Origin of the sequence: Marinomonas atlantica, from assembly GCF_001639725.1 — a bacterium.
In the GTDB taxonomy this organism is placed as follows: Bacteria; Pseudomonadota; Gammaproteobacteria; order Pseudomonadales; family Marinomonadaceae; genus Marinomonas; species Marinomonas atlantica.
Genome location: NZ_LTAW01000001.1, coordinates 166,704 through 190,524, shown reverse-complemented (window position 1 = coordinate 190,524; position 23,821 = coordinate 166,704). Strand labels below are relative to the sequence as shown.

The 23,821-nt window shown below is 48.3% G+C and carries 27 protein-coding genes; 9 read left to right on the top strand and 18 right to left on the bottom strand.

Annotation, left to right across the window (positions count from 1 at the left end; genetic code table 11):
* The first annotated feature begins 425 nt into the window (after nt 1-425).
* Nucleotides 426-1,316: a diguanylate cyclase domain-containing protein gene (locus AYW75_RS00885; RefSeq protein WP_082856328.1), complete on the top strand. Its 891-nt coding sequence runs from the start codon at nt 426-428 to the stop codon at nt 1,314-1,316.
* Here the strand turns inward: AYW75_RS00885 and AYW75_RS00880 are convergent, their stop codons facing one another.
* From AYW75_RS00880 to AYW75_RS00860, 5 genes are all read right to left on the bottom strand, one after another.
* Complete coding sequence (locus AYW75_RS00880; RefSeq protein ID WP_067094051.1) at nt 1,317-1,667, bottom strand: putative quinol monooxygenase; 351 nt, start codon at nt 1,665-1,667, stop codon at nt 1,317-1,319.
* An 18-nt stretch (nt 1,668-1,685) separates the two neighbouring features.
* On the bottom strand, nt 1,686-2,033 hold the full coding sequence (locus tag AYW75_RS00875) for a DUF6404 family protein (RefSeq protein ID WP_067094048.1): 348 nt from the start codon (nt 2,031-2,033) through the stop codon (nt 1,686-1,688).
* Between the two features lie 21 nt (nt 2,034-2,054).
* Nucleotides 2,055-2,942, bottom strand: a complete 888-nt coding sequence (locus AYW75_RS00870; RefSeq protein WP_067094046.1) for a DMT family transporter — start codon at nt 2,940-2,942, stop codon at nt 2,055-2,057.
* A gap of 157 nt (nt 2,943-3,099) precedes the next feature.
* Nucleotides 3,100-3,489 (bottom strand): hypothetical protein, encoded by a 390-nt coding sequence (locus AYW75_RS00865; RefSeq protein ID WP_067035011.1) that lies wholly within the window; start codon nt 3,487-3,489, stop codon nt 3,100-3,102.
* Between the two features lie 79 nt (nt 3,490-3,568).
* A complete protein-coding gene (locus tag AYW75_RS00860) occupies nt 3,569-3,901 on the bottom strand; it encodes a DMT family transporter (protein WP_067094044.1) in 333 nt (110 codons plus the stop codon).
* 159 nt (nt 3,902-4,060) lie between these two features.
* Here AYW75_RS00860 and AYW75_RS00855 point away from each other — a divergent pair, with 159 nt between their 5' ends.
* From AYW75_RS00855 to arsJ, 7 genes are all read left to right on the top strand, one after another.
* Complete coding sequence (locus tag AYW75_RS00855; RefSeq protein ID WP_067094041.1) at nt 4,061-5,152, top strand: NADH:flavin oxidoreductase/NADH oxidase; 1,092 nt, start codon at nt 4,061-4,063, stop codon at nt 5,150-5,152.
* Nucleotides 5,153-5,223: 71 nt separating this feature from the next.
* Nucleotides 5,224-6,147, top strand: coding sequence for a LysR family transcriptional regulator (locus tag AYW75_RS00850; protein ID WP_067094038.1), 924 nt, complete (start codon nt 5,224-5,226; stop codon nt 6,145-6,147).
* 85 nt (nt 6,148-6,232) lie between these two features.
* On the top strand, nt 6,233-6,607 hold the full coding sequence (locus tag AYW75_RS00845; RefSeq protein ID WP_067094034.1) for a metalloregulator ArsR/SmtB family transcription factor: 375 nt from the start codon (nt 6,233-6,235) through the stop codon (nt 6,605-6,607).
* Between the two features lie 45 nt (nt 6,608-6,652).
* A complete protein-coding gene (locus AYW75_RS00840; protein WP_067094031.1) occupies nt 6,653-7,642 on the top strand; it encodes a permease in 990 nt (329 codons plus the stop codon).
* A gap of 9 nt (nt 7,643-7,651) precedes the next feature.
* Nucleotides 7,652-7,888: a thioredoxin family protein gene (locus AYW75_RS00835; protein ID WP_067094029.1), complete on the top strand. Its 237-nt coding sequence runs from the start codon at nt 7,652-7,654 to the stop codon at nt 7,886-7,888.
* Nucleotides 7,889-7,942: 54 nt separating this feature from the next.
* Nucleotides 7,943-8,953: an ArsJ-associated glyceraldehyde-3-phosphate dehydrogenase gene (locus tag AYW75_RS00830; RefSeq protein WP_067094026.1), complete on the top strand. Its 1,011-nt coding sequence runs from the start codon at nt 7,943-7,945 to the stop codon at nt 8,951-8,953.
* A 295-nt stretch (nt 8,954-9,248) separates the two neighbouring features.
* On the top strand, nt 9,249-10,469 hold the full coding sequence (gene arsJ / locus AYW75_RS00825) for an organoarsenical effux MFS transporter ArsJ (RefSeq protein ID WP_067094024.1): 1,221 nt from the start codon (nt 9,249-9,251) through the stop codon (nt 10,467-10,469).
* A 190-nt stretch (nt 10,470-10,659) separates the two neighbouring features.
* On the opposite strand, the gene AYW75_RS19190 is transcribed toward arsJ, so the two are convergent.
* Nucleotides 10,660-11,370: a carboxymuconolactone decarboxylase family protein gene (locus tag AYW75_RS19190; RefSeq protein WP_197478871.1), complete on the bottom strand. Its 711-nt coding sequence runs from the start codon at nt 11,368-11,370 to the stop codon at nt 10,660-10,662.
* 106 nt (nt 11,371-11,476) lie between these two features.
* On the opposite strand from AYW75_RS19190, the gene AYW75_RS00815 reads away from it, so the two are divergent.
* Nucleotides 11,477-12,325, top strand: coding sequence for a LysR family transcriptional regulator (locus AYW75_RS00815; protein WP_082856327.1), 849 nt, complete (start codon nt 11,477-11,479; stop codon nt 12,323-12,325).
* A 7-nt stretch (nt 12,326-12,332) separates the two neighbouring features.
* Here the strand turns inward: AYW75_RS00815 and AYW75_RS00810 are convergent, their stop codons facing one another.
* From AYW75_RS00810 to urtE, 12 genes are all read right to left on the bottom strand, one after another.
* The gene (locus AYW75_RS00810; RefSeq protein ID WP_067094018.1) at nt 12,333-12,773 is read right to left on the bottom strand and encodes a GyrI-like domain-containing protein; all 441 of its coding nucleotides are present in this window, start codon (nt 12,771-12,773) and stop codon (nt 12,333-12,335) included.
* A 155-nt stretch (nt 12,774-12,928) separates the two neighbouring features.
* Nucleotides 12,929-13,843 carry a response regulator transcription factor gene (locus AYW75_RS00805; RefSeq protein WP_067094016.1) on the bottom strand — a complete coding sequence of 305 codons (915 nt, stop codon included), beginning with the start codon at nt 13,841-13,843 and terminating at the stop codon, nt 12,929-12,931.
* Nucleotides 13,824-17,303 carry a hybrid sensor histidine kinase/response regulator gene (locus AYW75_RS00800; RefSeq protein WP_067094013.1) on the bottom strand — a complete coding sequence of 1,160 codons (3,480 nt, stop codon included), beginning with the start codon at nt 17,301-17,303 and terminating at the stop codon, nt 13,824-13,826. The genes AYW75_RS00805 and AYW75_RS00800 overlap by 20 nt, the downstream gene beginning before the upstream one ends.
* A gap of 86 nt (nt 17,304-17,389) precedes the next feature.
* Complete coding sequence (locus AYW75_RS00795) at nt 17,390-17,974, bottom strand: HupE/UreJ family protein (RefSeq protein WP_067035053.1); 585 nt, start codon at nt 17,972-17,974, stop codon at nt 17,390-17,392.
* A gap of 29 nt (nt 17,975-18,003) precedes the next feature.
* Nucleotides 18,004-18,651 carry an urease accessory protein UreG gene (ureG, locus tag AYW75_RS00790; RefSeq protein ID WP_067035055.1) on the bottom strand — a complete coding sequence of 216 codons (648 nt, stop codon included), beginning with the start codon at nt 18,649-18,651 and terminating at the stop codon, nt 18,004-18,006.
* A gap of 40 nt (nt 18,652-18,691) precedes the next feature.
* Nucleotides 18,692-19,369, bottom strand: a complete 678-nt coding sequence (locus AYW75_RS00785; RefSeq protein WP_067094010.1) for an urease accessory protein UreF — start codon at nt 19,367-19,369, stop codon at nt 18,692-18,694.
* Entirely contained in the window at nt 19,350-19,793 is a 444-nt protein-coding gene (ureE, locus tag AYW75_RS00780; RefSeq protein ID WP_067035061.1) for an urease accessory protein UreE, read from the bottom strand. The genes AYW75_RS00785 and ureE overlap by 20 nt, the downstream gene beginning before the upstream one ends.
* Nucleotides 19,794-19,825: 32 nt before the next feature.
* Nucleotides 19,826-21,532: an urease subunit alpha gene (ureC, locus tag AYW75_RS00775; RefSeq protein WP_067094007.1), complete on the bottom strand. Its 1,707-nt coding sequence runs from the start codon at nt 21,530-21,532 to the stop codon at nt 19,826-19,828.
* Complete coding sequence (locus tag AYW75_RS00770; protein WP_067094004.1) at nt 21,532-21,852, bottom strand: urease subunit beta; 321 nt, start codon at nt 21,850-21,852, stop codon at nt 21,532-21,534. Before AYW75_RS00770 ends, ureC begins: the two co-directional genes overlap by 1 nt.
* 13 nt (nt 21,853-21,865) lie before the next feature.
* Complete coding sequence (locus AYW75_RS00765; protein ID WP_067035070.1) at nt 21,866-22,168, bottom strand: urease subunit gamma; 303 nt, start codon at nt 22,166-22,168, stop codon at nt 21,866-21,868.
* Between the two features lie 57 nt (nt 22,169-22,225).
* Nucleotides 22,226-23,104, bottom strand: coding sequence for an urease accessory protein UreD (locus AYW75_RS00760; protein WP_067094001.1), 879 nt, complete (start codon nt 23,102-23,104; stop codon nt 22,226-22,228).
* A 27-nt stretch (nt 23,105-23,131) separates the two neighbouring features.
* Nucleotides 23,132-23,821, bottom strand: coding sequence for an urea ABC transporter ATP-binding subunit UrtE (urtE, locus tag AYW75_RS00755; RefSeq protein WP_067093999.1), 690 nt, complete (start codon nt 23,819-23,821; stop codon nt 23,132-23,134).

Genomic DNA, 23,821 nt, shown 5'->3' with positions numbered 1-23,821 from the left:
CAAAATTCCATTTAAAGAAGTATTGCATTTCGCCATAAATGTTATATTATAACATTTATGGCTTGGTTAGCTTACCAACCCTGCTTACAGTAGTTTTAGCGTCGGTATTAGTGAAACATGTGAACTCTGCTACCGACCAGAAACTTGCTGTATGCCTTACTCCCAGCGCGACTGGAATGCGGTTTTGATAAGTACGCCTTATACTTTGTATTCTATGAATTGCCATGCAAAGCAGCTCACATTCCGGTCGACGTTTTATACCTAGAAGCCTTACTAAATAAGGCTTCTAGGTCATTTTTCCTGCTGATCATTGCGCTTCAGTACTGACTTAGCACAATACCAAGCCACTTCGACAAACGATAGATCATTCGATTGGGCTAAGATAAACTGACATTACCTTCATAAATCTAGTTTATGGCCTAATCGTGCAAAAATTCGATTTCCAAGAATTTGTTACCGCTCTTGATGCAGGGCAACAAGCTCACCTTGAGTGGAGCCGTAGGATTTTACGCTGCACCGTGCTGCGCTCATTTCCGGATGATGACGTCATGCATAACGATGCCCACCATCTATGCCAATTTGGTCAGTTTTTAGCGCAACACCTCATCACGTTTACATCCATCAATGCCGAGCAAACCCAACGTTTAGTGACCGTGCACCAGCAAATGCACGATACTATTCGAAATTTAGCACGACCGATCAGCCAAGGGCTGGCGGGCAATATCGAAGATTTAGAACACTTCGAGCGCTGCCAAGCCGAGCTGATCGATCACTTGGCCTACTTCAAAACCCAAGCCATTTACCATTACACCCAAATTGATAACCTAACCGGTTTACCGTTACGTCAACGCTTAATACAAGAGTTTCGCGGTCAGCAGGAACACTGCAGTGGCGCATTAGCCTTAATGTTTATCGATGTGGACCACTTTAAATCGATTAACGACCTATACGGCCATAATATGGGCGATACCGTGTTACAACAGTTAGTTTTGCGCATACATGACCTATTGAATATAGATCAATCGATGTACCGCTATGGCGGGGAGGAATTCATCATTATGCTGTGTGCCGCGCAAGCTAAGCAGGCCAAAGCACTGGCAGAGCTTATTCGACATACTGTGTACCATACGCCAATCGTTCATCAGGATGACGCGACGATTCAAATCAGTGTGACCATTGGCGTCGCGCTGGCACGACACCCAGAGCCCTTAGTGAGCGTCATCGAACGGGCTGATAAAGCCATGTACTACGGCAAACAACACGGTCGAAACCGCGTCATTAATGCTGATCACATCACGCAGAAAAATAAGTCTTAATTACTCAAACACAGGGGCATCAAAGTCGGCAGGCTCATCAGTGTAAATACAGACATTCCAATCTGCTGCTAAGCCGTCATCTGCTTGGCAGTATTTTTCAAAAAATGCAGCGATATCCTGGCGCTGGCAATGCGCCTCAAACGACGCCATATCCGCCCATTGCTCATGAAAGGCAATTGGGAAGCTCTTGCCATCCGCAAACGGGCTGGCTACTTGTCGAGTCACACGGTATTGAAGACAGCCATCTTCACGTAGGGTGTTTGGTTCAAGGCTTTGTAGCACTTCAAACAGCGCCTTTTCTTGGCCTTCTTTTGGCAGAAACTGGGCGACACAATACACTTTGCTAGACATATAGATTCCTATAAATAGTTACAGCGACGACCAGTCGCTGAGTGATAATTTGCGACGACGAATGGTATAGAAAATTGCCATTCCCATGCCATAAACAAAACCCCACAACGCAGCTTTGTCCATCGCAGTTTGAAAGGTATCTGAGCTACCTAAAATGCCAAAGTACATAACCAAGAAAATGATCAACGCAAAATACCAAAAGGCGATGATGGCATTTAGGTGAAAACCAATATAGTACGGCGGTGGCACTTTGATGCCCAGCATACGCAGTAAACTGAACATTGGTGGTTTGTAGTTTGATAGCCACACACCCTGAGCCTGCAGCTCTGCATGCGCTTTTTCTAAACGCTCTTTAAACGACGACAAAACCGTCTCCTTAATTGTCTTCTATTCATCTGCTCGGCGAACATTACGAATGACTCGAGTAACGGAAAAACCCGTGACCAAAGACGTACCTGATAGCACAAGCAAAGTACCTATGAGTGTATTCCAGCCCACAGGTTCCCCTAAAAATAAATGCCCCCATAAGATACCAAACACGGGGACCAAGAAGGTCACTGACAATGCTGAAGCAGCACCGATGTCGTCCACTAGACGAAAGTACAACACATACGCTAAGCCAGTACAAAAAATACCAAGCGCCAAAACCGGCAAGCCTATCTCTAACGTAATCGGCTCGCGTGCAGGCATCAACAACGCCAGAGGCAACAGCAGAATCGTTGCCCCCCACATACTGCCATGAGCATTATTAAACGAAGGCACTTTCGGCGCAATTTTCGTATAGTTCGTGGCAATACCGTAGCAAAACGCTGCCATAACGCTGCAACACATAGGAACAATCGCATCGATACCCACCAATCGCGCTTCTTTTCCAACCAACACACTGACCCCTAATACCCCCAGCGCTAACCCAAGTAGGACTTTACGAGTTAACGGGATCTTCCCCCAAAAAGCACCAATCAGGGCCCCCCATATTGGTGCGGTTGAGTTCAAAATAGAAAGTGTCGAAGCGTTTAATGTTTGCGCAGCGTAAGCAATCAAGATGAATGGCAAAGCTGTGCTGAACAGGCCGAGAATAAAATAATGCTTAACATGAGAAAGGAACGATAAACGTTTGCGCAGAATAATGGCAACAATCAACAAAGTCACAGCCGCTAATCCAACACGCGCTTCGATCATCAAAGCGGGCCCCATAGGTAATGCGGCGATACGCATAAACAGGAAAGAGCTTCCCCACAATGCAGCGAGGGCAAACAAACTGAACAAGCTGGCCATTTTAATCGTCCTTAATAAAGCCATTACTTTGCTACAAGTGTTGTGGAAGAACAACCTGATTATTACAAAATATCAGATTGTTCTATTGTCCGGGAGGAATGCAATTTGGCTGGAAAAACATGGCTTTACAGCCATAAGAAAAGTGGGACCGAACGAGTTACTTGTTACGACGCTTTGCTAGCAGATCCATTACCACCCATACAGCAACCATCAAAGGCGCAACGAGGATCAGCGGCAAGCTTGGGTAATCTGCAAAGCACGACAAGAAGCCGTAAGTGAACGTCACCAAGCCAACCACAACAAAGCTGGTGGCAAAGTTAACAAGCTGCTGTTCTTGTAACTTCGTTTCCATTTGCTTAACTAAGCGAACGGTAGTGCGAACCGCCCAAATAGCAGGGATAAGCGGTAAAATGGCAAAGAAAGTAGACCAGCCACTTTCAGGGCAAAAATAAGTAAAAACTGCACTAAATAGCAGTAATGCGATAAATGCAGCAATGGGTAAACCCAATTCTTTTGCGCATTGATATTTGCTTAATAAGCTAAACATAGAATACCTCTAATATGCCAAATTGACTTAGGGCAAATTACGCTGAGGTCGGTCAAATCACTATCCTGTTTGCGACGAATTAATGCCCACTTGCGTTTGAAAACAAATTAATCACAATTACTCCCAATAGTATCAGGCCCATCCCTACAAGAGCCGCTGCATCGAGCTTCTGGCCGAATATTAACCATCCAATGATCGCTGTTAGAACAATGCCAAGCCCTGCCCAGATGGCATATGCAATGCCAACTGACATCACTTTCAGTGTTAGCGACAAAAAGTAAAACGCCAACACATACCCCACCACAACTAGCACACTTGGCCCCAACTTAGTGAACCCCTCGCTGGCTTTTAAGGCGGAGGTAGCAATCACTTCAGAAAGAATGGCCACGAATAAAATAATCCAAGTTTGCATAACATTGACCTTTATTTACATCTAACGATATTCGAATTTTAAATGACTGTTATCCAAAAACATCAATTTATGAATAACAAGAACACCCTATCATAGGTGCCACATACTCGCTGGCTAACCTACGTTCGCCAGCTATCTCCATTACAAGAGGAGCGCACCATGGCTCAGTTATTCACACCATTTCAACTAAAGAACATTACCCTAAAAAATCGTATTGGTATCCCGCCAATGTGCCAATACAGTGCAGATCAAGACGGCATTGCCAATGATTGGCATCAGCAGCACTATGCTGAGCTTGCTCGCGGCGGCGCAGGCTTAGTTGTCGTTGAAGCTACAGCCGTCTCACCCGAAGGCCGCATTTCACCCAACTGCCTTGGTCTTTGGAATGAAGAACAAGCTTACAAATTAGCTAAAATCGCCCAGTCCATTAAAGCAAATGGCAGCGTACCAGGTCTTCAAATCGCACATGCAGGTCGCAAAGCCAGCGCAAACCGCCCATGGGATGGTGATGATCATCTTGCTGAAGATGATCCACGAGGCTGGGACACGATTGCGCCGTCGGCAGTGGCCTTTGGTGCCAACTTACCAAAAACACCTAAAGAAATGACCCATGCAGACATCGAGCGAGTCACACAAGATTTTGTCGCCGCAGCACAACGCGCCTTAGACGCAGGCTTTGAGTGGCTCGAGCTGCACTTTGCCCACGGCTACTTGGCTCAGTCTTTTTTTAATCGCGATGCAAACCAGCGTACGGATGAGTATGGCGGAGACAAAGAAGGTCGCAGTAAGTTTATATTGGACACATTTAAAGCGGTTCGCGCTATTTGGCCACAAGAGCTGCCATTAACCGCACGCTTTGGTGTCTTGGAATACGATAATCATGACGAAGAAACACTGCAAGAATCCCTATGGTTAGTTCAACAACTAAAAGACAATGGGCTCGATCTATTGAGTGTCAGCGTAGGCTTTTCAACTCCCGACGTCAAAATCCCTTGGGGACCGTCTATGCTCGCCAACGTGGCTGAACGCGTTCGTCATGAAACAGGTCTACCGGTTTCCTCTGCGTGGGGGTTTGATCAACCACAAAACGCCGAACGTGCCCTGGTAGAGGGACAACTGGATCAAGTACTGATCGGCCGTGCTTATCTTGCTAACCCGCGCTACACCTACCAACTAGCGAAAGCTTTACAGGAAGAACAAGCGTCTTCTGTATTACCGGCGCCTTATGCCTATTGGTTAGCACGCTACTAACGTAGTAAGGTTTAACTCAACCCCCTACAACACGGGCCTTTGCTCGTGTTGTTCGCTTTAAAGGCTGAGTCATGAATATCTTTCGTCGCGATTTAAACTTATTACTGCTGTTTCATGTGCTGTACCAAGAGCGTAACGCGTCTCGCGCCGCCAAACTGTTGTCCATCAGCCAGCCCGCGTTAAGTCACAAACTCAACAAGCTAAGGGACGAGTGGCGTGATCCTCTGTTTATTAAGGCGCCAAGAGGCTTGACCCCCACCCCTAAAGCACATGAGTTGGCGAAAGAAGTGAACGAATTAATGCCCAATTTAGAAGCGTTCTATGCCACGCAAATTGAACCAGACTTTCGCCAACGCAACGATAAGATTGTGATCTATACCCATGATTATTTTGAAATGTGTTCATTGGCATATCTCTTAAAAATCATGCGCGAGCAAGCCCCTAATGTGCGCTTTGTTATCCGTAATACCCGCGGGGAGTTGCCCCGTGCAGAGCTTGAAAATGGACAATGTGACCTTGCCATTGCAGGTTTTTATAACGATTTGCCCGATACTATGCGTCAGCAGTTAATCGGCGAACGCCATTATTTGGTTCTAGCTTCCAAAGACAACCCCTTTATCACTGACACGCTAAACCTAGACGCTTATCTCAAGTGTGAGCATCTGGTCATCTCTGTATCCGGAGATTTAATCAGCGACATGGACCTCGAACTAGAAAAGTTAGGTAAAAAGCGTAATGTCGTCGCAGGGGTTTCGAGTCATCTGGCACCCGCGCACATCATTAACGAAAACCCTCAAATCATCACCAGCTGCTTTGAAAGTGTGGCTATAACCGCGCAACGAAACCATCCAGATTTACGGGTTTACACTCCCCCTGTCTCCATTCCCAGCGTTCGCCTGACCCAAGTTTGGCACGAACGTACCCATGCCGATCCATTACGTCGCTGGGTTCGCCAATTAATTCAAGAGTTCACTCTTAACTACCCTGAAAAATAGCACTTCCAAATATCTGAAATTTCATATATCTTAAAAATAAAATATACGGATAACCATATATATAACAAATAGCAGGATATACGTCATGTCAGGGGATGTTGTTGAGATCGAGATCAACCCAACACAGTTTTATAAGTGCTTAGCCGACGAGACTCGACTACGCTGCCTTATGTTGATTCAGCTCGAAGGCGAGCTGTGTGTCTGTGAACTGATGGAAGCACTGCAAGAAAGTCAGCCAAAGGTATCTCGTCATCTAGCTCAATTACGCAATTGCGGCTTACTCACTGATCGTCGCCAAGGTCAATGGGTGTTCTACAGTATTAACGAGGAGCTTCCAGCTTGGAGCAAGTTAGTCCTTCATGTTACTGCGGCAGAAAACCTTGAGCACTGCGCAGCAGATCTCGCGCGATTGGATCACATGGGAAGCCGCCCAGAACGCGCAAAGACCTGCTGTGCATAGTAAGGCTTCACTCTCATAGTCGGTTAGCCCAAAAGGGGATGCCCCATGTTTGAAGTATTCACACAATTCGCCGATTGGTTGGCTTACGATCTGCTGAGTTTATCACCGGACTCAAAGTTCGGTGACGCAGTGCATTTCTTTATTGAAGATGTCAGCAAGATCTACGTTTTGCTCGTCGTGATGATTTATTTCATCGCACTGCTCCGCGCCTCCCTAAACGTCGAGCAAGTACGTAATTACTTAGCAGGGAAACATAAAGGTGTTGGTTACATATTGGGCTCTGGCTTTGGAGCCATCACTCCGTTTTGCTCATGTTCTAGTATTCCAGTATTTCTTGGTTTTACCTCGGCAGGCATTCCCGTTGGTATCACCATGTCTTTTTTGTTGACGTCCCCACTAATCAACGAAGTCGCCATTCTGCTGCTAATGAGTCTATTGGGCTGGAAGTTCACGCTTTTATACGTCGTCGTTGGTATGACAGTGGGCATTATCGGCGGGGCATTTCTGGATGCCATTAAAGCGGAGCGCTGGTTGCAGTCGTTTGCTAAAAAAGCGCTAGAAGCTGGGCAAAACGCACCATTACAAACCTCTCAAGAAACAGAAAAGTTGTCTCTTACTGAGCGTCATCGCTTTGCCAAAGACGAAACGCTGGAAATTTTCGGCCGTGTTTGGAAATGGGTGATCATCGGGGTGGGCTTGGGTGCGGCCTTACATGGCTTTGTACCTGATGGTTGGATCGAGCATTACTTGGGCGACGGTCAATGGTGGTCCGTCCCAGCCGCCGTTCTGTTAGGTATTCCGCTGTATTCCAACGCGACCGGCGTAATTCCAGTCATGGAAAGCCTGATCGTGAATGGTTTGCCTATTGGTACAACGCTGGCATTTTGTATGAGTACTGTAGCGGCCAGTTTCCCAGAGTTTATTCTATTGAAGCAAGTGATGCAGTGGCGTTTGCTCGCGACGGTGTTTGCTATGTTGCTTCTGTCATTCACCCTTATCGGGTGGCTATTTAATGGATTTTCAGCATTTTTGTGAGGTGCATAAATGAAACAAATCAAAGTGTTAGGCAGTGGTTGTACGAAGTGTCAAAAAACAGCAGAACTGATTGAACGCATTGCCTCTGAACAAGGTGTTGAGGTGAACGTTAGTAAAGAAACCGATGCACAAACTTTCTTACAGTACGGTGTTATGAGCACACCGGCCGTGGTGATTGACAAGCAACTGAAACACTCAGGCTCTATTCCACATACAGATCAAGTAAAAGAATGGCTAGCGGTGTAATTCACCCATCGCTGTACAGAACACATCATTATTAAAGAGTAGATCGAGAACACTATGACTATCAAAGTAGGTATTAATGGTTTTGGTCGCATGGGGCGACTGTCTTTTCGTGCGGCATTCGACTGGGATGACATTGAATTCGTACAGATCAATGACCCAGCAGGCGATGCAGCGACACTGGCACATCTAATCACGTTCGACTCGGTTCACGGCCGTTGGCAGCATGAAGCTACTGTCGATGGCGACGATATGATCATCAATGGTCAACGTATCCCTTGCACTCAGAACAAAACCATCGGCGACACCGACTGGTCTGATTGTGATGTGGTCATCGAAGCCAGCGGTGTGATGAAAACCAAAGCGCTCTTGCAAGCCTACTTGGACCAAGGCGTGAAGCGCGTCGTGGTGACAGCCCCTGTCAAAGAAGAAAGTGTGCTCAACGTGGTTATGGGCGTGAATCATGACCTATACGACCCTGCGACACACCCAATTGTCACCGCCGCATCGTGTACCACTAACTGCCTTGCGCCAGTCGTCAAAGTGATTCATGAAAAGCTGGGCATCCAACACGGCTCTATGACTACGATTCATGACATCACCAACACCCAAACCATCTTGGACGCACCACACAAAGACCTGCGTCGCGCCCGCGCCTGTGGCTCCAGCTTAATTCCAACGACCACAGGCTCAGCAACCGCAATCACGCATATCTTTCCTGAGCTGAAAGGCAAGCTGAACGGCCATGCAGTACGTGTTCCCTTAGCCAACGCCTCTTTGACGGACTGTGTGTTTGAAGTCAGCCGTCCTACGACGGAAGCGGAAGTAAACGGCTTCCTCAAAGACGCAGCTGAAGGCGAGCTGAAAGACATTTTAGGCTACGAAGAGCGTCCATTGGTGTCGGTGGATTACAAAACCGACCCACGCTCTAGCGTGATCGATGCATTGTCTACGATGGTCATCAATCAGACACAAGTGAAGCTGTATGCTTGGTACGACAACGAATGGGGCTACGCCAACCGGACCGCAGAGCTAATGCGCATGGTTGGTCGAATGGATCAAAATTAACAGGCCTGCGGTTGCTTAACCCCCTCCCAGCCTCCCCCTTAGAAAGGGGGAGGCACGAGACATTCAGCAATGCAATGCTTCAAGCTCCCTCTCCATATTTAAGGTAAGAGCAAGGAGCTGTTACTGAGGTGTTTCAAGTTCCCTCCCCTTGTTTTTTTTAAGGGGAGGGTTAGGGTGGGGTTAAGCCGCTTGAGTAAATGAAAAAATGCATTACTAAGAACTAATTAACCCCCTCCATGCCTCCCCCTTAGCAAAGAGGAAGCAGGGGGAGGAGCTTTCTCGGAGCCTTCTAGCAATGACTGCATTAGCTAATCTTTCGCCAGCGATCCGCCAATATATGGTGGTCACAGGGAATTACTGGGCGTTTACGCTTACCGACGGCGCGCTGCGCATGTTGGTGGTGCTGTATTTCTACGGGTTGGGCTACAGCCCACTCGAAATCGCCATGTTGTTTTTGTTTTACGAGATCTTTGGTGTCATAACGAACTTAGTGGGTGGCTGGCTCGGGGCTCGTCTTGGCTTAAACCGCACCATGAATATTGGACTGTTTTTGCAGATTGTTGCGTTGAGTATGCTGCTGGTGCCCGCAAGTTTCTTAACCGTCCCTTGGGTCATGGGCGCGCAGGCATTATCGGGAATCGCCAAAGACCTGAACAAAATGAGCGCGAAAAGCTCGATTAAGCTGTTAGTCCCAAGCGATGCTCAAGGCCAATTGTACAAATGGGTCGCATTGTTAACCGGTTCTAAAAACGCGCTAAAAGGCGTGGGCTTTTTCTTAGGAGGTGCGTTACTGAGTCTGTTTGGTTTTCAAGGCGCGATCCTAGGCATGGCCGTTGCACTCACCTTGGTGTGGATGGCAAGCCTATTTTCACTTAAGAAAGATCTTGGAAAAGCGAAGAATAAACCAAAATTTGGCGACATTTTCTCTAAAAGTCCCGCCGTTAACTATCTTTCTGCCGCGCGCCTATTCTTATTCGGCGCGCGCGATGTATGGTTCGTGGTAGCGCTACCGGTTTTCCTTGCCAGCACGTTTGGCTGGGACCACTGGTACGTAGGTGGTTTCTTAGCACTTTGGATCATTGCCTACGGTATCGTCCAAGGCTTTGCGCCACGCTTTACGGGCAAGGCTTCTGGCAAAGCCCCCGATGGCCGCCAAGCCCTTAGCTGGGCTCTGGCACTTGGTGTGATCCCTGCGGCGATTGCCTTAGCGCTGACCTTTGAGTGGCAAATTGAATTCGCCGTCATCGCAGGCTTACTCGCCTTCGGTGCCGTTTTTGCTATCAACTCCTCGCTACACAGCTACTTGATCGTCAGCTACGCTGGCAAAGACGGCGTCTCCCTCGACGTCGGCTTTTACTACATGGCCAACGCCATGGGCCGCCTCATCGGCACCCTACTCTCCGGCTGGCTATACCAAGACTATGGCCTCGCGGTGTGTCTCTGGGTCTCAGCAGGGTTTATAGCTTTCACCGCGTTGATCTCAGTGCGGTTGCCGAGGAATGAAGCTGGCGAATAATTCACCAGCTCAAGTTCAATATCGTATACTGATACATACATTCAAACTGGGTTTAGCGTTATGGATATCGACTCTGAATAGCACTTACTTAAAAAGCAACTTATAGAAGAGTAATGACTTACCGAGTTTTTGTTCGCAAGGAAGCAGAGCAAGATATTCGTGACTCCCTCGCGTACTACAAACGAATAAATTAACTCATCAAATGACTATGGTGGAGTCGAACGACTTCGGTTAACCCTCGTTCCATGTAAGCTTGTGTGTACGGCATGGCGTGATGTTTATGAAAATCTGCTTCGGTGGCAAAGCATTCCCACAGCATTAACTTAGTCGGCTCCTCCGTGCATTCATGCACTTCAAACAGGTAGCAACCTAATTCATTACGTGTTTGACGACATAACTCATGTATCGCAGTTCTTGTCTCTTCAATACGGTTCGTGTCGGTAATTTCAAGTTCAGCTGTGGCGAAGTAGCTGCCAGCTAGAGTCGATAACGACTGTTTGCTAGGCAACGGTGCCGAGTCTGGACTTATGCCTCGCTCTTGCAAGACATTTTGAACGGCAAACAAGCCATTGAGCGCTGCGGGAAACCCCGCATACACCGCCATTTGCATCATCACTTCGATGATTTCTTGGGGCGAGCAACCGACATTCAGAGCGCCATGGATATGAACTTTTAGCTGTGGCGCTGCATTGCCCGTGGCGGCCAATGCAGCGATGGTAGCGATCTCGCGAGACTTCAGATCCAACGCCTCACGGCTGTAGATATCGCCAAACGGAAATTCGATCAGAAGGCGTGCAAAATCCGGCGCAATGTCCTCCATCGCTTGAATCACTTTCTCCCCTTGCTCGCCATCAATTTGCGCTAACTTCTGCCAGCCCAGCTTGTATCGTTCAGAATTCATAGCCCACCTCTGTTTCTTTGCAGTTTGTAGGCGTAGCATGACATTTCTCAAAATCAGAATATTTAGCTAATAAAACAAGACAGCTTTTCAATATTGGAAAATGGATATGACATTAAATTGGGACGATTCACGGGTCTTTTTAGCGCTTGCTCGAGCAGGCACGTTAACTGCCGCCGCACAACAACTCGGCATTGGCATCGCCACACTCTCGCGTCGTATTGAACGCTTTGAAAAAGGCCTCGGCGTAGCGTTGTTCTTCCGCTCACAAATGGGTTATCAACTTACCGAAGAAGGCATTGCTTTGGTCGCCAGTGCCGAACAAATGGAAGCGGCTATGCTTGGCTTTTCTAAGCAAACATTTGATACTCAGCTTTCCGGCACTGTTCGCTTAGCCACCGCTGAGAACCTCGCGACTAAGCTAATATTGCCAAACCTTGCTCAGTTAAAACAACGGCATCCAGACTTGAACATTGAAATCGTAACCGATATCCGTACCGCGAATTTACATCGGCATGACGCGGATATCGCCTTGCGCATGACTAAGCCCACACAAGGTCATGTGTCGTTTCGTCGAGTGGGAACATTAAGCTATGGGCTTTATCAAGCACTGGAAGGTCCAACCATCGAACTCACACCAGAAGCTGCCATTGGCTGGGATAGTCACTACCAAGATCTACCGGCAGCGGTGTGGCTAAACCAAGCGCTTGACGGCAAAACACCGACATTGACCACCACCTCTGTCGCAACACAGCTAGCCGCCTGTAAAGCGGGTTTAGGCATCGCCGTACTACCAGACCTCATCACCACAGATGAAGCGGTTCGCTGTGTAAAAGCTCTGCCGGAACTATCACAACCCATCTATCTAGTGTTGCACAACGATATACGTCATAGTAAACGGGTACGTTGTGTAGCAGATTTTCTAACAGAGCTCATCGAGCAGCCTTTAACGACTTAAACTCGTCCTATTTAATAGCGATATACACCTCGACCTCATCATCGCTTTTGTAGCACTCAAAGTCAGTGGTGTACGCGCGTTCACGCTCTGGTAGCTCTGAAAAATACTGCCAAATTTCTACCCACGCATTAATCACCGACTGTGGCATCTCGCCCTTTTGCGAAAACACCATGTACTCACCCGCTTCAACTACCACGCTTTCCAAGTCGTTTGCCTCAGACAGCACATTACTGCCCGCAAGTACATCAAACTCCCCATTGGCGTCCGATTCATAATGGCAATATACACCGTAGACGATTGAGTCTGATGTTAATTTAGGAGCAATGCTCGAGCCAAACTTCTGCCAAAGCCCCCCTATTTTAACGCTGTCAGCGTTCATCTCATCCGCATTTTTCGTGCGTACTTGCACACCGGATACCGTAAATTCTTCTACATTAACGATTTGCATTACCGCACGTCCTTTTCGATAGATAAGTAGGATATTGAATGTAGCGAGGCATTCGGAGTACTGCAAATAAAAAAGGTCCTGTTGCTAGGAGCCTTCTTAAGTTCGATCAGCGTTGTACTACGCTTTTTTCCCTAAACTGGGATGTCAGTATTATGCTACTCTGCTGCAGCCATTATTCGTAACGCGACGCCGGCGGCTGCGGTGCGATTCTCAACGCCCAACTTAGGGAAAATTTGTTCCAAATGTTTATTCACGGTTCGTGGACTCATTTCTAGAATCTCTGCCACTTCGCGGTTAGTTTTACCATTGGCAATCCAGTAGAGCACATGGGACTCGCGCTCAGTCAATGCTAATTCCATCTTTAACCGCTCTGGGCCTGTTGGCAAGTTTCCATCTTCCAACTTCACCAACGCTTCTTTCTGCTCCGTGTGACCAATAAACTTCAACGCCAAAGGGTAGTCTAACCCTTTTAAGATCAAGCGGTTGCCTTCTTCAGGATGATGCCTCAACCATTCACAAACTTGCGGTGCAAGCTGCTCAATCTGCCATAAAGGGGTCAATCGTGCTCGCGCCATTAAGGCATACGCTTGCGGTGTTGCCCAAGCCACCCCTCCCAACTCACTGAAGGTCAGTAAATATTGCCCCATACTATCCAGCGCAAATTGAGCATTGTTGCTCAGCCGAGCATTCGATAAATGCACGCGCATACGGGCAATCAGTTCATTTGGCTGAATCGGCTTGGTCAAATAGTCCACACCGCCTGCTTCTAGTCCGCGCACTATGTCATCAGTTTCACTTAGACCCGTCATAAAGATGACAGGGATACTCGAAAGACTAGGATCATTTTTCAAAGCCTGGCACGCTTCAAAGCCATCCATGTGAGGCATGATCGCATCCAATAAAATGATGTCAGGACGCATACGCTTCGCGATGGTTAACGCTTGCCGACCTTCGAGGGCGACCAGCACATCCATATCAGCGGCTTCAAGGGTGTCATGAATTAAGCTCAGGGCATCCGGTGAGTCATCAACAACCAGCACAATGTCGCGTTTATTGGTGGAATTCATCATGTCCGCTACCCGAATCAGAAGAGTGTTGTTGCAGGTATTGTTCAATACCATCGAACTGGAAACTTTGGTATAGCGCTTCCAATTGCATTCGATGCTCCGGCGCTAAAACATCGCTGTCGCTCAATTGGTCAAGTACACCACGTACACCTTTTTTATAGCCCATTTGCGCAAATGCCATTAACTCACGAATACTTTCGTGATCCGGAATCTGAGGTAAGTACCCTATCTCAGTTCCTCCATCGCTATCATCTAGCAACGAAACCTCCGAAACAGGCGAAGCCGAGTGTTGCGCTTCACCGTCTATCTCTTGATACACCCATTCCAACACAAGCCAGTGTTGAATGGCATCAAATAGAGCACTGTTTTTCACGGGTTTCACGATGTATTGGTTGAAAGCACTTTGCTCATCGGGGTGGCGCTGACTTTCTTGGGCGTCAGCCGATAGCATCACTATAGGTACACTGTAATTTTGCTCACGTAGTGTTTTCGCGAGCGTTAACCCATCCATTCCGGGCATCGAAACATCTAAAATGAACAAATCAGGAGAGCACGCATTCAGCTCGGCTAAACACGCTTGGGCGTCAGCCGCTTCAATCACATTAAAACCTATGGGTGACAAGATGTCGGAAAATAATCCGCGCACAACAGGGTCATCATCGACAATCATCACCGTACGTTGAAAACCACGATAACTCACTATTTTGCGTGATGTATGAGTAAGCTCATCACCTTGAGAGATCCAAGGCAACATTAAACTCACTTTAAACTCACTGCCTTGCCCTATCGTAGACTGAGCTTGCAGATCCCCACCCATTAGTTCAGCGAGAAGCTTCACGATCGTCAATCCTAATCCTGTACCCGGCAGGTTAGCCGTCGTCACATCACGCACTCGTTCAAATGGATCAAAGATCCGCTCAAGATGCTCTTCCTTAATACCCAAACCCGTATCACGGATAACAAACTCTGCCACTTGATTTCGATAGTTCACAACGAACATAACAGAGCCTTTTGGCGTGTATTTCACCGCATTAGACAGTAAATTGATCAATATTTGCCGCAAGCGTTTTTCATCGGTTACCACGTGGTTGGGCAATGGAGCCAGTATCTTAGTCTGGAACGAGATACCTTTAGCACGCGCTTGCATCACGAACATGCTATTGAGCTGATCAATCAGTTTCGGCAAATCCACCGTATTGCGATACAGATCAAACCGCCCTGCTTCAATTTTAGAAATATCCAGTAGACCTTCAATCAAATCAGCCAAATACAAGCCACTTCGATGAATGATATCTAAGCCATTTTGATGGCCTGAGGGCGTATTTTCTTTTTCTGATAACAACTGAGCGTAGCCAATAATAGACTGTAAAGGGGTACGTAATTCATGACTAATACCGCTAAGATAACGACTTTTCGCTTCATTTGCATGCTCTGCCTGCTCTTTCGCCCCCTGTAATGCCAGGTCCGTCTCCTTGTGGGCTTCGATTTCTCGTGTCAGTTTACGAGTCTGACGATTCGACTCTTTCTGAGCGACGACTCGGCTTTCATGTGCCAACAAAAATAACCATGACAACACACCCGACACGATCAATAAGGTAAAGAACAGCGCAAACATTGCTTCCTGCAGCAACGTTGACTCATTGACTGTTTCAGGTGCCATCTGTCGATAAATCAGCATCATTAATGCCGCATTGATAACGTTGATTACCACCAGCATCGAAGCAAAGCGACCCAAGCGTGAACTGATCGCTCGTACCAAGCGCTTTGGCAAAAACAGTTTAAGAAAATAATCGCTCTGTTGAGCAATGCTTGCTTGTGGTTTACAGCTGTCGAGACACCTTACATCCAGCGAACAACACAACGAACAAATAGGCTGCTGATACGCTGAACAAAAGCTCATATCTTCACTTTCAAATTCGTTTTCACAGATACCGCAAGTTAACGTAACAACATGATTAGGGTTCTCCTGCTTCGCTAAATCAATCAACGGCAGTAGCTCAGGGCTTTGGCGCGCGATGTAGTATTTCCCCTTCGTGAGCCATGCAAGCAAGGGGACACATACAAAACAGGCCCCAATCGAAATAAAGTGCGACAAACTTTTCGCCACCTCACCAAATAGACCTAAATAACTGAGTAAGCCCAAGCTGGTAGCAATCAACATAGACCCAGTACCGACAGGGTTAATGTCGTACAAATGAGCCCGTTTAAATTCGACATAATCGGGGCTTAAGCCCAGCGGTTTATTAATCAACAAATCCGCGGATAAGCTCGACAGCCAACTCACGGCACTGATGGCGAACACACTTAAAATCGCCCCCAGCGCTTGGTAAATCCCAAGCTCCATAAGCAGCAATGCAATAGTGACATTGAAGACCAGCCATACGACTCGCCCTGGGTGCGAATGTGTCAATCGGGAAAAGAAGTTTGACCACGCAATCGAACCTGCGTAAGCATTTGTCAGATTAATTTTCATCTGACAAATAAACACAAATACCGCCGCAAGTATCAATGCCGTGGTAGGCGATGTGGTTAAAAATAAAAAGATACGTTGGTACAGATACGTGGGATCGGTGGCTTGCAAAGCGGTTGCCCCATCGGATATCGCCAAATACGCGAGGAACGATCCGAGCAACATTTTCACCGCCCCTATAAACACCCAACCGGGGCCAGCAAGAATCAGCCAAAACCACCAACGTCGACGATTTTGTTTAGTTTTTGTAGGAAAAAATCGCAAATAGTCCACTTGTTCGCCGATCTGCGCCATCAAGGCAAACAACACCGACGCTGCCGCTCCAAACAGCACCCAATCAAAGCCCGTATCTTGGGGTAAGTGGCTCGGCACAAAATCGGACCAGCCGTAGAAGCTCTGATACTCTTGCGTCACCACCACACCAATGGCCGCGACTTGCAAAACCAGCCAAATCCATTGAGTGCCATTTTGAAAGCGACTGATCGCGCGGATTCCATGCGTCACGATGGGGATAACAAACAACGCAGACAACGCATAGCCAATGGGCAAAGGAATGCCAAGCAGTACCTCCAACGCCGAGGCTAAAATCGCCGCTTCAATCGCAAAAAAGATAAAGGTGAAGGTGGCATAAATAAGCGACGTAATCGTTGAGCCAAGATAACCAAAGCCGGCACCACGAGTCAGCAAATCAATGTCTAAGCCATGCTTAGCCGAATAGTAAGCGATCGGGAAACCCGTGATAAAGAACACTGCCAGCACCGTTAAAATCGCCGCCACCGCATTCGTGAAGCCGTAGCTGAGTGTGATCACGGCAGCCAAGCCTTCCAATGCCAAAAACGCAGCCGCACCCAGCGCAGTATGCCCGACGCGCTCAATGCTCATGGAATGACCTTGCTTAGCGGTATAACGCAGCGCGTAGTCTTCTAGCGTTTGGTCAGCGACCCACTTGTTATAGTGCCGTCGTACTTTGAATATCTTTTGTGCAGCTGCCATATCACCTCAAACCAGCAAAACGCTGAACGTTTTTCACGCTCAGCGCTGACTGGATTTACTCATCCCTTTCGGACTCGAATTATTCACTAGGCCAATGCCAGCAGCATTCCCATCAGTGCGATGACAGAACCGCCCACACGTGTCACCAGCGGTGTTCCGATACGCGCCATCCATTGACCAAAGCCAACGCCCGCGGCATGCAATAAAGCCGTCGCCAGCGCAAAACCAAGCGCGTATTGCGCACCTGATGCATTCAGCGGCATTTCCATACCGTGCGCCACGCCATGAAACATTGCAAAGCCTCCTGCAATGGCCGCGCATGCTACAACAGGCAAGCGCTTCGCCCCCAGCACTAAAGTACCGAGTACGATGACAGACAGCACGATACCTTGCTCAACAAACGGCACACTCAACCCAGCCATTGCCGCGCCACCCCCTAGTAACATCATAGCCACAAATGCGACCGGTACAGCATATAATGCACGACCACCTAAACTAGCGGCCCAGAGTCCTACTGCCACCATCGCCAATAAGTGATCTAACCCACCCAGCGGATGACTAAAACCAGACATAAAGCTCGACGTGTGCTCATGACCTGAATGCGCAAGTACTGCGCTTGAACTGACCGCTAACGCGCTTACGAGTACAATTTTCTTTATTACAGACTGCATTTTATTCCCCTTAACACATCGATTTAGCATTACACCACGGCTTTAGCAGGTGGGATTTCTTTTGCTTCCAACATACCTTCAGACACGATCAGCTGAATGATCTCGTCTAATCCCTGTGCCGCTTTTAAATTTGAAAACACAAACGGACGCTCGCCACGCTGTGCTTTTGCATCTTCGTCCATGACTTCAAGGGAAGCTCCCACGAGCGGCGCTAGGTCAATCTTGTTAATAATCAACAGGTCCGACTTAGTAATCCCTGGGCCACCTTTGCGCGGAATTTTATCCCCAGCAGAGACATCGATGACATAGATCGTGAAGTCTGATAACTCCGGACTAAACGTCGCACTGAGGTTGTCTCCTCCCGACTCCACAAACACCACATCCAACTCGCCGTGACGTTCCAACAACTGATCAATTGCCGCAAGGTTCATCGAAGCATCCTCACGAATCGCTGTATGAGGACAACCGCCAGTCTCAACACCAATAATGCGATCCGCCTCCAGTGCTTCATGACGAGTCAAAAACTTGGCGTCTTCCTGGGTATAGATATCATTGGTCACCACGGCTATGTTGTAATGCTCGCGCATGGCCGAGCACAAAGAACGTAACAGTGCAGTTTTACCTGAACCAACCGGTCCACCGACACCAACGCGTAATGTTTGCTTTGGTTTACTCATATTTCGTTCCTCTTCAAAAATGTCACACGGCTTAGACCGACTAAGATCTAAAGAGCCGCGAGTATTGTGTTTCGTGTAAACAACTGGCGATGGCGACTGCAGGCAAGCCCGCGCCAACATCGTCTTCTTCAAGCGTTTTCGCCAAGGTAATGGCATCCGATAACACAGGTTGTAATTCACCGAGCAATAACTGTGCTTGAGTTTGTCCAAGCGGCACTAATTTGGTCGCTGCGGCGATCTGGTTTTCCAGCCAAGACCACGAAAACCCTAATGCGGCGGTATCAAATTCAATTTGCCAATGAGTCGCAGCAATGGCGAACAACACCACAAAACTAATGTCTTCCAAACGCACAAACGGCGTCTCAATCTCTAAGCTACGCAGCAAACGTGCTAAGGCTTCACCCATTGCCGTATCGTTGAGGCGTAACTCTTTCGTCTCTCGACATGCCAGCACTAGATCATTAAGTTCAACAAGACGGGCTTCATCACGTTCCGCCCAAGCTGCCATCGCCAGACGCAATACAGGTAAATCCACTCGAGCCAACGATTGAAGTAGTTGCAACTGAGTCCAATCTAAGACATGTGCTTGCTTAGTCACCCAGCCACGATCAATGGCGTACTCCATACCTTGAGAAAACGCATACCCCCCCACGGGCAGGCTCACGCTACTGAGTTGCAATAAGCGCAACAGGCCATGATCAGTGGTGGTGATGTCCATGGCTATACGCCCCCGACTCTGGATTAAACACACCTTGTTCGTGACTCACGACTAACCCTAATAAGTGCAGCATTTCTTCCAGTACATGATCGGGCTTGATGCGTAACCACCGCTCTCCGACTTCGACTTTGGTGTGGCGATTGCCAAGGTGGTAACACGCTTTCGCGAAGTTCGCCCAATCCTCACAGCTAGCATGGGCAATGTCTTCAACAGCACCAACAATCTGGATCGTTTTACCACATTCGGCGCGTAGGTATTCGCCCACTAGTAGCGGTTTACCGCGGTCTAAAAACACGCGAATGTCTTCACCATTTTCACCGGTCAACTTCAAGCGTCCGCGCTCCCGTTGCTCATGGGTTAATATGACAGTGGTGTACACCTCATCGTGACAATGGGTACCGAGGCGAGTGTAAATATCTAACATAGGACGACTCCTAATCCGATCAGCGTCGCGCATTAAAACAAGTTATAAAGCTGCGACAGTGGCAAGCTTTCCGCTGGCTCACAGGTTAATAATTCGCCGTCTGCACGCACCTCATAGGTTTGCGGATCGACAGTAATATTCGGCATCCAAGCATTGTGAACCATGTCGGACTTGCCAATAGTTCGGGTGTTTTTACAGGCGACTAAGGTACGCTCCAAACCCAGATTTTGTTTGAGATCGTTGCCTAATGCGGCTTGCGAGACAAAGGTTACAGAGGTCGCCGCGCTGGCTTTGCCAAACGAACCGAACATCGGTCGGTAATGTACTGGCTGAGGCGTTGGGATAGACGCGTTCGGATCCCCCATTGGCGCACTGGCAATCATGCCGCCTTTGATAATCAGCGACGGTTTAACCGCAAAAAACGCCGGTTTCCACAACACCAAATCCGCCAATTTACCCGACTCAATCGAGCCCACTTCATGGCTGATACCATGAGCAATAGCAGGGTTAATGGTGTACTTAGCGATATAGCGTTTGGCACGGAAGTTGTCCGCCCCAAGCTCTGCGTCTTCTGGAAGTAGGCCAAATTGCTGTTTCATTTTATGGGCCGTTTGCCATGTACGCGTGACCACTTCACCCACGCGCCCCATGGCTTGGGAATCCGACGAAATCATCGAGAACGCACCACGATCATGGAAGATGTCTTCCGCAGCGATGGTTTCTTTGCGAATACGCGAATCGGCAAACGCCACGTCTTCAGGAATGTTGCTGTCCAAATGATGGCACACCATCAGCATGTCTAAATGCTCATCGACGGTATTATTAGTGTACGGGCGAGTCGGGTTGGTGGACGACGGTAAGACGTTAGTCAGTCCGGCAGCACGGATAATGTCTGGCGCATGGCCTCCGCCAGCGCCTTCGGTATGGTAGGTATGAATGACACGATCTTTAAACGCATCCAAGGTGCTGTCGACAAAGCCTGACTCATTCAAGGTATCGGTATGAATCGCCACCTGTACATCATACTTTTCAGCCACCGTTAGGCAGCAATCAATCGACGCTGGCGTCGTGCCCCAGTCTTCATGCAGCTTCAAACCACAGGCACCGGCTTCCAATTGCTCTTCCAGAGCTTCGGGCAAACTGGCATTACCTTTGCCTAAAAAACCTAAGTTCATTGGCATACTGTCCGTTGCTTGCAACATCTTGCCAAGGTACCAAGGGCCAGACGTACATGTGGTCGCATTGGTGCCCGTCGCTGGACCCGTACCGCCACCGATCATAGTCGTTACACCAGACGTCAGCGCTTCTTCGATTTGCTGTGGGCAAATAAAGTGAATATGCGCATCGATGCCCCCTGCGGTGAGAATAGAACCTTCTCCTGCAATCACTTCGGTACCGGGGCCCACCACGATATCAACATTGTCTTGTACATCAGGGTTGCCCGCTTTGCCAACTTTGAAAATGCGGCCTTCTTTGATGCCCACATCGCCTTTGACAATGCCCCAATGGTCCAGCACCAGTGCATTGGTAATCACCAAATCCACTGCCACTTCATTGGTGAGCTGGCTTTGCCCCATGCCATCGCGAATCACTTTACCACCGCCAAATTTGACCTCGTCACCATAGGTCGTAAAGTCCTTTTCCACCTGAATCCATAAATCTGTATCGCCTAAACGGACGCGATCACCTGTGGTCGGGCCGAACATCTGTGCATAGCTTTGTCTGTCCATCTCCGCCATTATTCTGCTCCCTCTGTTAAGGTGCCCATGACGTCACCACGGAATCCATAAATAGTTTTCGTGCCTGCGTATTCTACCAATTCCACCTCGCGGCCTTGGCCTGGTTCGAAACGCACCGCCGTGCCCGAGGCGATGTTTAAGCGATAACCCTTAGCTTGCTCACGCTCGAATACCAGCGCAGGATTCACTTCGTAAAAGTGGTAATGAGAGCCAATCTGTACTGGGCGATCACCGGTATTTTCAACACGTAACGTCAGCGTTTTACGGTCTTCGTTTAATGTAATCACCCCATCGGCGACCTGAATTTCACCTGGAATCATATGGCCTCCACGGCTAGTTAATCGGGTTATGCACGGTCACTAATTTGGTACCGTCTGGGAACGTCGCTTCCACTTGCACTTCGTGAATCAAGTCAGCGACACCATCCATCACCTGTTCAGCGCTTAGTAGTGTTTTACCGAACGCCATCAGCTCGGCGACGGTTTTGCCATCTCGGGCACCTTCGATAATTTCCATGGTGATAAAGGCCATGGCCTCGGGATAATTCAACTTGAGGCCGCGATTCAAACGTCGCTCGGCTAACAATGCTGCGGTAAACACCAGCAGCTTATCCTTTTCTCTTGGTAGTAATTCCATCGTTCAAACCCTTTATTCGTCGCGATAGCGCGTAATTGATTCCGTGGACAGTAGTGCTTAGGTTGCCCAAATTCTTGGAGCACAGGCTGACTTGTCGAGTAATGCTGGCCTTATAGCCTCCCAGCAAAGTGTAAACAGACGCTTCATTGTTTCGCTGTCGTGGCTCAAGCTACGAATCACGATAAAGCCATCCACTAAAGTCACCCCCGATACGCTGTCATTCACTTGGCATTGCTCACGCAGCGTCTCAAGCAAGGCGTCTGCTACCGAGATAAAAGGACCCGCTAGCATAAGACCATTGACAGGATGCCCTTGAAGCCCTGCTTTACCTGCCATAAGTGTGCGACTGTGTTCGTCTACCAGCAAACGCTCACGTAAGCGAAGACGGCCATCAATGCGCACCTGAAAGCTTTGATCGGCTTGGCCCATACCAAAATCCAGCCGATTCACAGGTAAGCCAAAGCAGGTGATTTCCCAACCGATAAAACGCGCATTACCGTGCAATTCGACGTGATTACGCAAACGAGTATTGGCATCAGGGTAAAGAATGGTTTCTTGAGGTAACCATTCCATGCTGGCATCTGTTGGTACATGCAGATGGGTCGTTTGACATTGCAACGTGCGATCAGGACGGGCTTTGTACACACGCCCTGCTCCGGGTGTGGTGATCAGTACATGAGTATCAGAGGCCTGATTGGACTTAATCACCAATTCATCGCCAGACACCAATCCACCTGGAGGGTGTAAAAGATAGATATGAGCGGTGTCTTTGCCCTCTGGATAAAACGGCTTTTGCACATACAAAGGCCCTTTGTGATCACAGGTTTTCAATACGGTGCCACGCTTACTCTTAGCAAAGCCAAGGGTAAGATACGCTTGCCACTGACTGATAGGGGCGCCTGGTTGAGGAATGTGTGCTTCTAGGACTTGGCTCATACCGCTCCTTAAGCTGACCAAAGCGGCTTATACCGCTAAGTACTGCTTGATTAGGTCGTCGTTAAGGTTTTCCATCTTGTCTGCTGCCACAATCCGCCCCTTTTCCATTAGGCGAAATTCTTTGCCAACGCGGCGCGCAAAGCCCAGCTTTTGCTCAATCAGGATCACCGTCAGACCCTCTTCGGCATTGAGCTTTAGGATGACATCACCGATTTGCTTAACGATGTTCGGCTGTATACCTTCATTTGGCTCATCTAAAATCAGCACTTTGGGCTCCAGAACCAATGCGCGTCCAATCGCCAATTGCTGCTGTTGCCCACCAGATAAGTCACCACCACGGCGGTGTAGCATCTCTTTTAATACGGGAAATAACTCAAAGATCTTTTCAGGAATCTCTTTGCTTTTACGCACCGGTAAACCAATACGCAGGTTTTCTTCAACGGTCAGCATTGGAAAGATATCGCGCCCTTGTGGCACATATCCGATGCCCGCGTAGGCGCGACGTTCTGCACTTTGTTTGTGCAAGGCGTCTTCACCCATTCGAATTTCACCGCTTTTGATCGGTAATAACCCCATAATGGTTTTCATCAAGGTGGTCTTGCCGACACCGTTACGTCCCATAATGCAAGTGATTGATCCGGGGACGATGTCTAAATCCAAATCCCAAAGGATCTGTGTACCACCGTAAAATTGACTGACTTTGTTAATGGAAATCAT

Excerpts from the sequence above, each read along its gene's own strand:
- AYW75_RS00880 (WP_067094051.1), bottom strand. The coding sequence starts at position 1,667 with ATGTCTAGCAAAGTGTATTGTGTCGCCCAGTTTCTGCCAAAAGAAGGC.
- AYW75_RS00870 (WP_067094046.1), bottom strand. The coding sequence starts at position 2,942 with ATGGCCAGCTTGTTCAGTTTGTTTGCCCTCGCTGCATTGTGGGGAAGC.
- AYW75_RS00865 (WP_067035011.1), bottom strand. The coding sequence starts at position 3,489 with ATGTTTAGCTTATTAAGCAAATATCAATGCGCAAAAGAATTGGGTTTA.
- AYW75_RS00860 (WP_067094044.1), bottom strand. The coding sequence starts at position 3,901 with ATGCAAACTTGGATTATTTTATTCGTGGCCATTCTTTCTGAAGTGATT.
- AYW75_RS00855 (WP_067094041.1), top strand. The coding sequence starts at position 4,061 with ATGGCTCAGTTATTCACACCATTTCAACTAAAGAACATTACCCTAAAA.
- AYW75_RS00850 (WP_067094038.1), top strand. The coding sequence starts at position 5,224 with ATGAATATCTTTCGTCGCGATTTAAACTTATTACTGCTGTTTCATGTG.
- AYW75_RS00845 (WP_067094034.1), top strand. The coding sequence starts at position 6,233 with ATGTCAGGGGATGTTGTTGAGATCGAGATCAACCCAACACAGTTTTAT.
- AYW75_RS00840 (WP_067094031.1), top strand. The coding sequence starts at position 6,653 with ATGTTTGAAGTATTCACACAATTCGCCGATTGGTTGGCTTACGATCTG.
- AYW75_RS00835 (WP_067094029.1), top strand. The coding sequence starts at position 7,652 with ATGAAACAAATCAAAGTGTTAGGCAGTGGTTGTACGAAGTGTCAAAAA.
- AYW75_RS00830 (WP_067094026.1), top strand. The coding sequence starts at position 7,943 with ATGACTATCAAAGTAGGTATTAATGGTTTTGGTCGCATGGGGCGACTG.
- arsJ (WP_067094024.1), top strand. The coding sequence starts at position 9,249 with ATGACTGCATTAGCTAATCTTTCGCCAGCGATCCGCCAATATATGGTG.
- AYW75_RS19190 (WP_197478871.1), bottom strand. The coding sequence starts at position 11,370 with ATGAATTCTGAACGATACAAGCTGGGCTGGCAGAAGTTAGCGCAAATT.
- AYW75_RS00815 (WP_082856327.1), top strand. The coding sequence starts at position 11,477 with ATGACATTAAATTGGGACGATTCACGGGTCTTTTTAGCGCTTGCTCGA.
- AYW75_RS00810 (WP_067094018.1), bottom strand. The coding sequence starts at position 12,773 with ATGCAAATCGTTAATGTAGAAGAATTTACGGTATCCGGTGTGCAAGTA.
- AYW75_RS00805 (WP_067094016.1), bottom strand. The coding sequence starts at position 13,843 with ATGATGAATTCCACCAATAAACGCGACATTGTGCTGGTTGTTGATGAC.
- AYW75_RS00800 (WP_067094013.1), bottom strand. The coding sequence starts at position 17,303 with ATGGCAGCTGCACAAAAGATATTCAAAGTACGACGGCACTATAACAAG.
- AYW75_RS00795 (WP_067035053.1), bottom strand. The coding sequence starts at position 17,974 with ATGCAGTCTGTAATAAAGAAAATTGTACTCGTAAGCGCGTTAGCGGTC.
- ureG (WP_067035055.1), bottom strand. The coding sequence starts at position 18,651 with ATGAGTAAACCAAAGCAAACATTACGCGTTGGTGTCGGTGGACCGGTT.
- AYW75_RS00785 (WP_067094010.1), bottom strand. The coding sequence starts at position 19,369 with ATGGACATCACCACCACTGATCATGGCCTGTTGCGCTTATTGCAACTC.
- ureE (WP_067035061.1), bottom strand. The coding sequence starts at position 19,793 with ATGTTAGATATTTACACTCGCCTCGGTACCCATTGTCACGATGAGGTG.
- ureC (WP_067094007.1), bottom strand. The coding sequence starts at position 21,532 with ATGGCGGAGATGGACAGACAAAGCTATGCACAGATGTTCGGCCCGACC.
- AYW75_RS00770 (WP_067094004.1), bottom strand. The coding sequence starts at position 21,852 with ATGATTCCAGGTGAAATTCAGGTCGCCGATGGGGTGATTACATTAAAC.
- AYW75_RS00765 (WP_067035070.1), bottom strand. The coding sequence starts at position 22,168 with ATGGAATTACTACCAAGAGAAAAGGATAAGCTGCTGGTGTTTACCGCA.
- AYW75_RS00760 (WP_067094001.1), bottom strand. The coding sequence starts at position 23,104 with ATGAGCCAAGTCCTAGAAGCACACATTCCTCAACCAGGCGCCCCTATC.
- urtE (WP_067093999.1), bottom strand. The coding sequence starts at position 23,821 with ATGATTTCCATTAACAAAGTCAGTCAATTTTACGGTGGTACACAGATC.